Source organism: Pontibacter beigongshangensis (assembly GCF_014332515.1).
Taxonomy (GTDB): domain Bacteria; phylum Bacteroidota; class Bacteroidia; order Cytophagales; family Hymenobacteraceae; genus Pontibacter; species Pontibacter beigongshangensis.
The window spans coordinates 46004-58845 of record NZ_VFSD01000025.1 but is presented as its reverse complement, the minus strand read 5'-3'; the positions used below and the strand labels follow the sequence as shown (position 1 = coordinate 58845).

The following is a 12842-nucleotide window of genomic DNA, read 5'->3' as shown; positions in this document are numbered from 1 at the left end:
CATATATGGTTTATATTCCTACGGCCACTTACCGGCTACAGGTATCGCCCTCCTTCACCCTGAAGGATGTGCGCACAACTATCCCTTACCTTCACGAACTCGGCATCAGCACGTTGTATGCAGCCCCCTTTTTCAAGGCGAAAACAGGGAGTGAGCATGGCTACGATGTAGCAGAGGCAGAGCAAATAGGGTCGAAGATTGGTACTTTGGAGGAATTTGAAGACATAGCAAAGGAACTGCAGAAACGTGGCATGGGCTGGCTACAGGATATCGTGCCGAACCATATGGCCTACCACCCGGAAAACAAGTGGCTGATGGATGTGCTGGAGAAAGGGCAGAAATCCTACTACATCAACTTTTTCGACGTAGACTTTGCACACCCTGATTTTGACGGGAAGCTGATGGTGCCCTTTCTGGGAGATACCCTGGAAAGCGTGCTGAAGGAGCAGCAGTTGAAACTGTCGTTCAGCGAGAGTGGATTTGGCATAAACTACTTCGACTCCTGCTACCCGGCCAGCCTGTCGGTTTATGAGCCCCTGCTACAACAGATAGCAGCAGAAGCAGGCTCTGCCGCCGAAACAGCGGGGCTGAACCATAAACTGGAGCACCTGCAGCAGATTAGCAGCTCCGACAAGATAGACATGGCTCTCTGGCAACAGGTGCTGTTGGACCTGCACCAGACCATAGAGCAGCACGAGCCACTGAGGCTGTCGAGGGACAAAATCATTGGAATAATTAACGACAGTCCAGAGGCATTTCAAGAGCTGCTGCAGCAACAGTTCTACACGCTCTGCCACTGGCAGGCAACGGAGCAGCGGATAAACTACCGCCGCTTTTTTACGGTAAACGACCTGATCTGCCTGCGCATGGAGCAGCAGGAGGTGTTCGATAAATACCACGAGTTTATCAGGCGCCTCCACGACATGAACCTGGTGCAGGGGCTGCGGGTAGACCATGTGGACGGCCTCTTTGACCCGGACACCTACCTGGAGCGGCTCCGAGAACTGGCAGGCGACGACGTGTACCTGGTAGTGGAGAAAATACTGGAAGGCCATGAGAACCTGCCGGAAGACTGGCCTATACAGGGCAACAGCGGCTACGACTTTCTGGCCTGGATCAGCAACCTGTTCACCGACCCTACCGGAGAGAAAAAGCTGACCTCGCTCTACAGCCGCCTGGTGCCGAGCGCCGCCACCGACTACGAAAAGCTGGTGTTTGAGAAGAAGATGTTCATCCTGAAAAACCAAATGCCCGGCGAACTCGAAAACCTGCTGCGCTACCTGCAGCAGCACCAACTGCTTACCAGTGATTTTGAGGAGGCTCAATGGCGAAACGCGCTTGGGGTGTTGCTAGCTTCTTTTCCTGTATATCGTATCTACGCCCGCGCCTTTCCTTTATCAGAGCTGGCAATAGAGGTGATAGACAAGGCCTTTGCAGAGGCACTGCACCGTGCTCCCGATACCGAGCCACAGCTGCGCCACCTGCGTACCCTGTTCCAGCCCGATGAGCAGGAGCCAGAAGACGTACTGAAGCATAAACTCTATTTTGTGATGCGCAGCCAGCAGTACACGGGGCCGCTGGCCGCCAAAGGAGTAGAAGACACCACCTTCTACAACTACAACCGCATTATCTCGCTGAATGAAGTAGGCAATAGCCCGGATGTGTTCAACATCAGGCCCAACGAGTTTCACAAGCTCATGAAGTACAAGCTCAAAAGCTACCCGCACTCTCTCAATGCCACCGCCACCCACGATACCAAACGAGGCGAAGGGGCACGCATGCGCCTGAATGTATTAAGCGAATTGCCAGACGAATGGGAGGGGCAGGTGCAGGTATGGCTGGAGATGATCCAGCAACACATTAAAAAAGGCTATCCGAAGCGCAACGATATTTACTTTCTGCTCCAGACCCTGCTGGGTGTGCTGCCCGTAGACGGCGCCGTGGACGAGAGCACGGTGGAGCGGGTGCAGGAGTACCTGATCAAGGCCTTCAGAGAGGCCAAGGTGAACACCAACTGGTCGGAGCCGAACGAGGAGTACGAAGAGGCGGTGAAGGAGCTGGTGGAGCACCTGCTGCTGAAAGACGAAAACTTTATGCAGGCTTTCCGTCCGTTCTTCCTGAAGCTGGCGCACTACGGCTGGATCTATTCGCTATGCCAGACACTCCTAAAAATAACCTGCCCCGGCGTACCGGATATTTACCAGGGCTGCGAACTGTGGGACTTTAGTCTGGTGGACCCTGATAACCGACGCCCGGTAGATTATGAGCAGCGACAGCAGTACCTGCAGGAAATGAAAGCGCAGGAGCAGCAGAACAGCGACGGCCTGCTGGCAGACCTGCTGGCAAACCCCGCCAATGCCCGCGTGAAGCTCTACCTGCTCTACAAAGCCCTGAATGTGCGCCGCGACCTGCACGACCTCTTCAGTTTTGGCGACTACCAGCCCCTGAACGTAACCGGCAAACACAAAACCCATGTGCTGGCCTTCGCACGCAGGCACGAAGGCCAGTGGTGCATCGTGGTGGTGCCTCGCCTGCTGGTACCGGTTATCACGAAGGAGCAACTGCCACTGGGGCAGGTGTGGGAGGATACCACCTTAGTGTTACCGCCCGATGCCCCCCTTGAGTGGCAGCAGATTTTTAGCCAGGAGCACCTGACCTTGCAGCAGGAAATACCTGTAGCCGTCCTATTAGATAAATTTCCGGTGGCACTTTTAACAGCAACAGCATCATGATCATAAAAAAACGCAGCAGCGGCATTCTGCTTCATATTACCTCCCTCCCCTCGCCCTATGGTATCGGCGACCTGGGACCGGAGGCTTACAAATTTGCAGATTTACTGGCCGAGGCTGGGCAGCGCTACTGGCAAATTCTGCCACTGAACCCAACCGAGACGGGCTCCGGCAACTCGCCCTACAGCAGCCACTCCGCCTTTGCAGGCAACCCGCTGCTGCTCAGCCCGCAGCTGCTCCTGGAAGACGGCCTGCTACACCACCACGACCTGGAGCACACAGACTTCTCGTTTCGCGACGATAAGGTGATGTACGAAGAGGTCACGCGGTTAAAACACCGTATCTGCCTACAGGCTTATGAGAACTTCAGAACGCAACCTTCCACTGAGCTCAGGACCCAGTTTGCGGCATTTATCCGGGAACATAGCGAATGGATTGAAGACTATGGGCAGTATGTGGCCTTTAAGAATCACTTTGAGCACAAAAGCTGGGTCGACTGGGCCGATGAGATCAAGTACCGGCAGGAAAGACCCATGCTGGAGCTGGCACACGAGTTAGCCATGGAGATAGAGCGGGAGCAGTTTCTGCAGTTCCTGTTTTATAGGCAATGGGAAAACCTGAAAAAGTATTGCAACAAACAGCAGATTTACCTGATCGGAGACATGCCCTTTTATGTGAGCCACGACAGTGCGGATATCTGGTCGCACCCACATTACTTTAAGCTTGACGGCACAGGTCAGCCGGTGGCTTCGTCTGGGGTGCCACCCGACTATTTCAGTGAGACGGGGCAACTTTGGGGAACGCCGGTTTTTGACTGGGAGGCGCTGGAAAAGCAGAACTTCGACTGGTGGGTGAGGCGCATCAGCCACAACCTGCGTTTGTTCGACCTGCTGCGCCTCGACCACTTCAGGGCTTTCTCGGCCTACTGGGAGGTGCCTGCCTCAGAAAGAACCGCTATCAACGGTAAATGGGTAAGTTCACCAGGGGCAAAAATACTTTCCATCGTCAAAATCAAGCATCCGGAGATGCCGATTATAGCCGAGGATCTGGGAGAGATAGATGAGCCTGTGCGGGACCTGATGCAGCAGTTCGACCTGCCGGGCATGCGCCTGCTGATCTTTGCCTTTGGCGACGATATGCCGCGCAATGCCTACACGCCGCACAACCACATCAAGAACTCCATCATTTACACCGGCACCCACGACAACTACACCATGCGGGGCTGGTTCGAGACCCAGGCCAGCTACGACGACAAGAGCCGCCTGGGCCACTACACCAACACCCACCTCACTGCCGACAACGTGCATGAGGTAATGGGCAGGCTGGCTTACGGTTCGGTGGCACAACTGGCCGTGCTGCCACTTCAGGATGTGCTGGGCCTCGGCGCCGAAGCAACCATGAACAAACCCTCCACCACCGACCATAACTGGGAGTGGCGCCTGAAGCCCGGCCTGTTCGACTGGCACCAGGCACAAAAGCTGCAAAAGCTGATGTGGCTCTACAACCGCTAACTCTTCTCAGCAGCAGCGGCGTCAAAAACCTCCGGAGGACCTTTTTGATTAGAATAATTGCTGGTTGTTTAAAGGCTTAATGTTTAAATAGTTGATTTTAAATTTAGAGGATGCAATAGCAAGGCGGAACTTAAGCCTTGCGAATTCTTAGGTTTGGTCAACACAAAGTTCGGCTTTCCTGGCTTTTTTTTAACCCTCCATTCGAAAACCTCATTTTTGGTTGGCTAGGGTAGACGCCACTACTGACATTTAATCCTTTATGTAGCACTAAGATATACGGCCGAATTATTCTAATCAAAAAGCACCTCCGGAGGCGCTGCTACTCCTGCTGCCCTAGCCTTTGCAGGAACTCCTGCATGCGTTCATAATGAGAACCTTTCCAGTAAACTCTTCGGCAGGAGGGGCACCTGTAGAACTCATTGAAATAGCGCCTGGTTTTTGGAGGAAGTTGGTCCACCACTTCTGCTTTCGGCACAGGCACAATCTGCCCTTTGCAGGCCAGGCACCGGCTAAATGTTTCAAACCTGGGCCCGAGCCGGAAGTAGGCGATGACCTCTGCCAGTTGCTCCTGCAGGTGCTGTGAACGCAGCCAGTAGCCCCGGTGTATGCTCCTGTGCTTTAACAGGCCGATATCGCGAGTGAGCACTATCCGGTTTTCCTTGAGCGCAAGTTGTGCGATGGAGGTGTCGGCATAATCGTTCTGGTAGCGGCTATCAAACCCGAGCAAACGCAAGGCCCTGGCCAGCCTGCCCACATGCACATCCAGAATAAATTTATCAGAAACAGGCAACCCAGCCTGGAGCGAGTAGTTTTCGGGCCACTGGGTGCTGGTATTGGCAGGGTAAACCTTCACTATATCGCCGGCCTGCAGGGGATGCCTGAAACCCACCGGGGCTTCAGGCACCAGAATCACATCTACTTCCGGATGCGGAATTCCGATGGCCTCTATGGCGTCTTTCACAGCTGGCGTTCCGCTAAAGCCGTAGGCAACCGGCTACCCTTTTCCGGAGGCAGGCAAAAAATCGTTGAGGGAGTGGTAAAAGTAAAAACCGGCTGACTTGCGCATGAGCTGGCTGAAATTACTTCTTTCAGAAAAGTACCATAAATTACCGGGAGGAAAAATGCCGCTGTTCGAGGGCGACCAGTTGCTGCAACAGGTCCAGGGTAACAGCCCCGGGTTTGCCGTCTCCTATCATGGTGCCGTCGATCTGAACTATGGGCACAATTCGCTTGGTAGTGCTGGTCTGAAAAGCCTCTTTTGCCTGCTGAATATCCTCCAGGGTCACCACTCCCTCCGCCGCAGCGTAGGAACTGGCAGCCAGCGCCAGCACATTTTTGCGGGTAATGCCCGCCAGCACATCCTGGCCCGGCGTAACAAGGGTGTTGTCTTGTTTCACGATAAAGAAGTTGCACCTCGGAAACTCCGTAACCACGCCGCCCTGGTGGTAGAGCACGTCCTGCGCCCCCTTTGCCCTGATCTTGGCCAATAGCCGGATGCCCATGTTATAATTGATGGTTTTGGCGGCTGGCAGTTCCCGCTGGTAGGCGTGCGTAATAATCCGGATGCCACGCTCCACATATTCCTGCTCCGGATAATCTACGGGCTGTTCTATCAAAGCTAAGTTTGGAACCCCTGGTTCGTAGCCATCTTCGGAGTAGCCTCCGGTGAGCAGCAGTTTTACACCCGAGAGGGGCAGGTTGTTCAACCGGATCAGTTCCAGCACTTTTTCGCGCAGCGCAGGCCGGCTGAGGGGCACCGGCAGCAGCATCAGTTCGGCAGAGCGGAAGAAGCGGTCCAGGTAATCGTCCAGGAACAGGGGAAGCCCGTTTTGAACCCAGCAATAGTCGAAAACACCATAGCCGCGTTGTATGGCCAGGTCGCTTACATGCAGGCTTGCTTCTGCTAAGGGCACAAAGTGCTGGTGAATAAAGGCGTAAAGTTTTTCTGCTGCTGCGGCCATATGACGATAAAAGAATTTGAGTGCATAACTTATTGCTCCTCCAATTTGATTTTTAGAAAGAGAAAATAAATGCGAAGAGGCTACGGGGGCCTAATTTTGAATTTCTAATTTTTAATTTGACGGAGCACAAGCATGGCTTTATAGATACCCATAAATAGGGAATACACTCAAATTATTCAAATGAAAATGTACCTCCGGAGGCGCTGCTGTCAGCTTGTTTTGCAGGTTGCAAACAGTAACAGGTCACGGATTTCAGAAACTAGCCAAATCACCTACCAACCTGTGCCGCCTCCTCTGCGGCCACCGCCCAGAATGCCACCGAGCAGTCCGCCCAGGCCGCCACTGCCCATGCCACCGTAACCGCGCCTGCCGTTTAAGCCGCCCAGTACCGACAGGATAGACCCCAGTCCACCACCAGCCATACCACCACGCCTCATGCCGCCGCCCATCATGCCGCCACCAAGCAGCCCACCTAACAGGCCTCCCCCTATCGAGCCTCCGCGTCTGCGGCCGCCGCTCAGCATGCTGCCAATAACCATTGGGGCCAGTATACCCAGCATGCCCTGCACCATGCCTGGCGAGATGCCGGCATTCTTGAACATGTCGCCAAAGCCGCTCTTGTTCAGAAAAGATTGTGAGGTAGGGTCTTCTCCCCGCTCCTTGGCCTCATCGGCCTTGTTTACGAACTGATCGAGCACACTAAACTGTTTCTGGTCTATGCCCAGGTACTCCGAAATTTGCGCTATCCGTTTCTGCTCATCAGCCGAGTATTTGCCATCTGATTTGGCAAAGCTTATGATATCGGTTACAAAAGAAAAGCGCAGTTGGCTACCCTTCAGCACGTCGAGGCATTGTTTCAGATCTATGATGGTGGGGTTTTTAGCGATCTGCGCCACCTCCTGCTGCACGTTTGCAGGCAACTCGGCGGCTTCTCCCATCATCTGCAAAAATTCCAGCTCCTCCTCCGAGGCATGTCCGTCGGCAGATGCCATGGTGGCAAGCGCGCCAAAATAAGCAGCTTTCTCTTCCTGAGAGTAATCTTTCAGCAATATAGTTTGTTCCTGTGCCATGTCATTTACATAAGTCTGCTCCTACTAACGTTCTATAGCCGCAGCAGGTTAGCACAGTTTTCCCCTTTTGCCGCCACAGCACGCCTCCAACGACCTCCTCCTGTTTCCGATTTACTGGTTTAATGCGCCAGCCAATACAATTGTTCTTTTATTTTTTTAACTTAGACTATTCTATCGCCTTTATAGTCAGAAACTTCAGTTTTAAAATATGCCTGCTGCATGGTACACTCGCTTCTATATATTATGCTGCTCCTGGCCACCATAGCCGGTGAACAAAAGCAGGAGCTGCCGACTCCGCCGGGTGGCGTGCATCTGGAGAAGAATTTATTTATAGACAGGGCTGAGATCACGAACATGCACTGGAACGGCTACCTGCATGCCCTCAAGCGCGACTCCTCTCTGGAAGCTTACCTGCGGGCCCTGCCAGACACGAGCCTCTGGGATAGTGTAGACAGAACCGGCAACATGAAAAAAACTTACCTGCGCTACATCCGCTTCAGGTTCTATCCGGTGGTGGGCATCAGCTATGAGCAGGCGTTGGCATTTAATAAATGGCGATCGACAGTTTCTACAGAAAATTACAATCAGTACAAAAACAGATCCCTGACCCAGAAAAACCCGAAGGAACGCTACAAAGTCTCCTTTCGGTGGCGCCTGCCCACCATTGAGGAATGGGAGCGGGCAGCGGCCGGCGGACTGGACCCGGCCAGCCACCCGTACGGCATTAAGCAGAGGGCCATCTTTACCACCATCAACCCCAACCACCAGATCATCGACAGCATGGGGCACGACCGGCCCGAACTACGAAAGCAGCTCAAGTATCACCTCCGCTACAACCCTGTTCCCGATTTTAACTGCATCAGCACTTTTGGGAATGGGTTCCGGTTCGGCTATTTCCAGCCACACCACACGCCCATCTTTTTTGACAACCACAGGCCCATCTCTGTCAACAAACCCAACAATTTCAGGATTTATGACCTTATTGGCAACGTAGCAGAAATGACAGCAGAGAAGGGGATAGCCAAAGGGGGCAGCTGGGCGCACCTGATGCAGTACGCGCAGATAAAAAACGTACAGAAATACGAGGAGCCCCGGATATGGCTCGGTTTCAGGTCGGTTTGTGAGGTTACCTTAGAACCTGTGGACCAGGAAACCGCCAGAACGCCCGCTAAACCAGAGCGCCGCGATTGGTAGTTTTATTTCTGATCTTGAAAGGAAACACAACCGTTATTCAGGCAATTTGTGTAGGATTTGCTAAAGCAGCAGATGCCCAGGAAGGCTGCTTTTTATTGGAATAATTTATTTAGGCAGGTTTGTTTTTAAAGTATTTTGCGGCAGCGAGCTACTGGCAAACAGCTGAAAGGATAACAGGAATCACCGCACAAATACCTCAGAACAATTATTCCACCCCCCTTAACCTGTCCAGCACATTGCTGAGCGCCTCTACCTCGGCGGCATCTATGTGCTTAAAGAGCGTTTTTTCCTGCTCCTCCACCAGAGGGTCGAGCTCGTTCAGCAAGTCGAGGCCTTTGGGTGTGATGGCAATCTCGACCTTGCGGCGATTTTGCTCGCATATTTCCCGGGTAACGAGCGCTTTCAGCCGCAGTTTCTCCACCAGCCGCGTAGCGTTCGACATACGGCTCAACATCCGTTCCTGCACCTCATACAGGTTGATGGGCTTGCCATGTTGCCCCCGCAATATGCGCAGCACATTGTACTGCTCCGGCGAAATGCCAAATGGCTTTATCAGGCTTTCTACCCGCGCCTCCAGCCAATTACCCGTATAGAGGATATTCAAGTAGGCCTTCTGAAAAGGACTCCTGAACGTTGCCATACCTATTTCATTTTCCAGCTTCATATCGGTCCCAGGCACAGGTAATGAGAAGTTAAAAATCTGTCTTCAGGAACAACCGGACTCTGGCTGCCTCTCCATTAAAGAACTATTGTCCTGCCTGAAGATTTTAGTACGGTTTTAATCAACGTTTGTTAAAGATGGGCACCCTGCTGCTGAAACCGCATTTTTTCAGAAGAAATAGCCTGTTTCAAGAAAAGAAGAAGAAAATGCCGGGGAGGTGCTTTTTCATTCAAATAATTACTTCTCTGCTTCCAGCTTGTGCAGCGCCAGCAGGCAAAGCGCCACCGTTCCCGACACCTTTATGTCGCCTGACAGGATGCGTGCCTCCACTTCCTGCAGCGGAATAGTCAGTACTTCAATATTTTCCGACACGTCGAGGCTTTGGGCTGCTACCTTTTTTACATTGCGGAGCAGGAAATAGTAAATCTTATTCGTGTCTTTGGTCGGATTGTCGATTACTTCCAGCAGGAGTTCTGCCTCCTCTGAGGCGTAGCCGGTTTCTTCCAGGAGCTCCCGTTTGGCGGCTTCCATGGGTACATCCTCGCCTTCGTCTATCACACCGGCTGGCAGTTCTATCAGAATCTCGCCGGCGGCGTGCTTGTACTGTCGCACAAAAATAACCTGGTTGTCGGGGGTAAGCGGAAAAGTTACCACCACATCGGGCCGTACGCTTACAAAATAATCGTCGAGTTCGTGCCCGTTAGGCAGCTCTACATGGTCGCGGCGCAACTTGTACCATCTGTGCTCAAAAACCATTTCAGATTTAAGTGTTTTCCAGGGTTCTATTTTAGGAGGCATGTTTTAATTTTGAATGCGTGAATTGTTGAATGAGTGAAGGAGCTATTCTACTTTTTTGGTTTTCCTGTTGCTTTAAAGCAGGCAATTATACATAAAAAAGCCACGCCGGCTTTGCCAAAGCTGGAGTGGCTGCAAAGATACTAAGCGTGCTCACAAAAATCTCGGATTAGTTGACCGGCCTAAACCGATGTAAAGAACCAGGCCAGCGCTAGTGCACAATTCTTTTCGCCCGGGCGCAACGTCCCTGCTGTTACTTTTTACTACCGGAGCCCGATACCATGTAGGCGTTTTTTTGTGCGATTTTATCCTGCACAGTATCCTGCCAGGCCAGCCCCACCGCCGATAAGTACTCCGACTGGTTCCAGTGCTGGTGCTGTCGGAGCTGTTCGTCTACCTGGCAAATGTACAGCTCGTGCCCCGGCCGCTCTATTACCTTAAACCCGCAGGTGCGCAGCATGGCTTCTACGCCGGTGTGGTTAGGAGCCCACCAGTTGGTTAAGTCGCCGGCCATTTTCTTTTCGATAAAAGCCATCTTGGGCCAGTGCGCCTCCAGCGTTGGCTGCCGGTCGTTAACCCCGAAATCTTCCGGCACATCCCCGGTTTCGTTGCCGGGCATGGTCAGCGTCTGGAACACCATCAGGTGGCTGGCCTTCTGCGCCAGTATGTCGAGCGAGAGCAGCGGGTAGCGCAGGTGGTAGAGCACGCCCATGTACCAGATCAGGTCGAACTGGCGGTCGAGGCGGGCCAGGTCGTACACCTGCATCTGTTTCAGTTCCAGCCTGTCCTCCATCCCGAACTGTTGGGCCACCCAGGCTGCCTGCTTCAGGTAGTGCGGGTCTACGTCTATAGCGAGCACCTGTGCGCCGCGCTTTGCCAGCTCTATGGAATAAAAGCCGGCGTTGCAGCCAATATCCAATACATGCCAGCCAGATAAGTCTGTTGGAATTGCGTGTTCCAACTGCCGCTACTTAAAAGCTGGGAAATCTGCTAAATAGTGGTTGGGGGCCGTCTGCTCGCCACCTGGCAGGTGTATGTTATGGAACCAGGGCCCCAGTTGTTCAATCTCCTGCTGTATCTCCATGTAATAACTTCTTTATAAATGCTTTATAACAATTGCTTTTAACACGATTTTATCTAATTCGTTTGGGGTCCGGTACGGTGCCAGGTCAGTAATGATAATGGCGTCTCCTCCCACCTCTTTGGCCTTTTCCTGCATCATGCGTTTTACGTTTTCAGGTTCGTACTGCAACACAATATCATTTGTCATTCTGCCTATGACCTTATGCGGCCACACCACATCCTTCTCATCATAAAAAACTGCTACAGTATCTGTTGCCGCCAGCTTTTCTCCTACATAATGAATAGTAACACCGCTAAAGGCAGGGCCTTGCATGACGGCGCACGAAGCTAGACATCCGACAAGCAGAAAAAATCCGCTGATGGTACTGATGGCGACGGCAAGGTTCATAAAGTTATATAGTCAATACCCAGTGAATCAAGAAGCACCATTATTTTGATTATCCTTTAACTGTCAGCGTCATCAGTTCCCGGGCATAGTTCTCCAGTTCCTGTGCCCGGTGGGCGGCGGTGTGCTGCGTGAGCACCTTCTGCCTGGCCCGTTCCCCTATGGCCTTCCGCTCCTCCTCCTGCAGCTCCTGTAAGAACTTTAACGTATCGGCGGCAGAATAGGCTACCAGTATTTCCTGCCCAAAGGTGAAAAGCGTATCCAGCCCCTCCCAATAGTCTGAAATGATGGGGGTGCCACAGGCTGCTGCCTCGAAAAGGCGCACGCTGGGCGAGTAGCCGGCTTTTATCATATCGGCGCGCGTGATGTTTTGCGTAAAGCGCTGGCTGTTGTAGAAACTGCGATGCGCTGCTGGTGGCAGGTGATGAATGTGCTGCGTGTTGGCAGGCCACTGCACCGTATTGGGATATTGCGGACCAGCCACTACAAACCGCCCCTCTGGCCATTGCCGTGCAGCTTCCAGCATCAGCTTTTCGAGCGGGGGCTGACGGTCGTCGGAGTAGGTGCCGAGGTAGCCTAAATCCCATTGCACCTCCTGGTCCTCCGGATAGTACAGCATGGGGTCGAAGGAGCAGTAAAGCGCTCTTGCCATGGGTGAGCCATAATGCTGCTCCAGCAGGTCCAGGGTAGGGCCACCGGTAAAGGACAGGTACAGGTCATACTGCGGGATGAGGCGCGGATGCAGGTACTCAAAATCCTGCCGCTCCAGCTTTGCCAGCGTCACCGGCGTGTCGATGTCGTAAAAGGCTTTGATGCCCTGCGCCGTCTGTACCACCCACGTTCCTACCGGCACCCCTTCAGGCACAAACGAGCCCACCATCACCAAGTCGGCTTCGCGCACCTGCTCTGTAAAGCGCTGCTTCAGGTCATCTAAGGAAGTGTACAGTACTGTCTGGCAGAAATCGGGGTTTGGGAGGTCGCGGCTGTTGGCGTACCAGGGCACATCCCGCTCCAGAAAAAGCACCCGATGCCCCTTGTTGTTCAGCTCCCGCACCAGCCCCCTGAAGGTGGTGGCATGGCCGTTTCCCCAGCTGGAGGTTATGGATAAACCTAGTATAACGATGTTCATTTTTTAATTGCTGAATTGCTAATTGTTGATTGTTAGAAAACTTCACGGCGTCTTTCAGACCGGTGAGTGTCTGTGCCAACAGCCTTTGCTTTTTTGTTGTTTCCGCCTTTTGTCATTTAGATGTTAGGAGAATCCGGGTTCTTCTGGTCCAGGAAGACTAATTTCTCCTGCCGAATTTGTCTGAATCAAGATTTACAGGATGGTAGGATGAACAGGATGAGGTCTTTCACCAGTAGCTGCTGCTTTCGCTGCTTTATCACAAGATTATTCCAGAATGACAAAAGAAGAAAACGTATGCTGCACATTCTCTCATGCTGGCTTTTC

General features: G+C 52.7%; 11 protein-coding genes and 1 pseudogene. 3 read left to right on the top strand and 9 right to left on the bottom strand.

The features are described 5' to 3' along the window. The first annotated feature begins 5 nt into the window (after window positions 1-5). Together treY and malQ are read left to right on the top strand one after the other, a co-directional pair. Window positions 6-2732 (top strand): malto-oligosyltrehalose synthase, encoded by a 2727-nt coding sequence (gene treY / locus FJM74_RS18410; RefSeq protein WP_187264106.1) that lies wholly within the window; start codon window positions 6-8, stop codon window positions 2730-2732. After that, the gene (gene malQ, locus FJM74_RS18405) at window positions 2729-4240 is read left to right on the top strand and encodes a 4-alpha-glucanotransferase (protein WP_187264105.1); all 1512 of its coding nucleotides are present in this window, start codon (window positions 2729-2731) and stop codon (window positions 4238-4240) included. Before treY ends, malQ begins: the two co-directional genes overlap by 4 nt. A 319-nt stretch (window positions 4241-4559) precedes the next feature. Here malQ and FJM74_RS22470 read toward each other — a convergent pair whose 3' ends face one another. From FJM74_RS22470 to FJM74_RS18390, 4 genes and pseudogenes are all read right to left on the bottom strand, one after another. Next, window positions 4560-5093 carry a Mut7-C RNAse domain-containing protein gene (locus FJM74_RS22470; RefSeq protein WP_317175587.1) on the bottom strand — a complete coding sequence of 178 codons (534 nt, stop codon included), beginning with the start codon at window positions 5091-5093 and terminating at the stop codon, window positions 4560-4562. Further along, window positions 5079-5210, bottom strand: a pseudogene (locus FJM74_RS22600) (Mut7-C RNAse domain-containing protein); the annotation flags it as partial. The gene FJM74_RS22470 and the pseudogene FJM74_RS22600, both read right to left, overlap by 15 nt. A 136-nt stretch (window positions 5211-5346) precedes the next feature. Further along, entirely contained in the window at window positions 5347-6201 is an 855-nt protein-coding gene (locus FJM74_RS18395) for an aminotransferase class IV (RefSeq protein ID WP_187264104.1), read from the bottom strand. 272 nt (window positions 6202-6473) lie between these two features. After that, window positions 6474-7271, bottom strand: a complete 798-nt coding sequence (locus tag FJM74_RS18390; RefSeq protein WP_187264103.1) for a tellurite resistance TerB family protein — start codon at window positions 7269-7271, stop codon at window positions 6474-6476. 219 nt (window positions 7272-7490) lie between these two features. Between FJM74_RS18390 and FJM74_RS18385 the strand changes: the two genes are divergently transcribed. After that, window positions 7491-8465: an SUMF1/EgtB/PvdO family nonheme iron enzyme gene (locus FJM74_RS18385; RefSeq protein ID WP_187264102.1), complete on the top strand. Its 975-nt coding sequence runs from the start codon at window positions 7491-7493 to the stop codon at window positions 8463-8465. A gap of 205 nt (window positions 8466-8670) precedes the next feature. Here FJM74_RS18385 and FJM74_RS18380 read toward each other — a convergent pair whose 3' ends face one another. From FJM74_RS18380 to FJM74_RS18360, 5 genes are all read right to left on the bottom strand, one after another. After that, on the bottom strand, window positions 8671-9144 hold the full coding sequence (locus tag FJM74_RS18380; protein WP_317175586.1) for a MarR family winged helix-turn-helix transcriptional regulator: 474 nt from the start codon (window positions 9142-9144) through the stop codon (window positions 8671-8673). Between the two features lie 219 nt (window positions 9145-9363). Beyond that, window positions 9364-9924, bottom strand: coding sequence for an NUDIX hydrolase (locus tag FJM74_RS18375; protein ID WP_187264101.1), 561 nt, complete (start codon window positions 9922-9924; stop codon window positions 9364-9366). Window positions 9925-10174: 250 nt separating this feature from the next. Next, complete coding sequence (locus tag FJM74_RS18370) at window positions 10175-10882, bottom strand: DUF1698 domain-containing protein (RefSeq protein ID WP_241739240.1); 708 nt, start codon at window positions 10880-10882, stop codon at window positions 10175-10177. A 135-nt stretch (window positions 10883-11017) separates the two neighbouring features. Continuing rightward, window positions 11018-11392: a hypothetical protein gene (locus FJM74_RS18365; protein WP_187264100.1), complete on the bottom strand. Its 375-nt coding sequence runs from the start codon at window positions 11390-11392 to the stop codon at window positions 11018-11020. 49 nt (window positions 11393-11441) lie between these two features. Further along, entirely contained in the window at window positions 11442-12518 is a 1077-nt protein-coding gene (locus FJM74_RS18360) for a CgeB family protein (RefSeq protein ID WP_187264099.1), read from the bottom strand. Window positions 12519-12842: the final 324 nt, after the last annotated feature.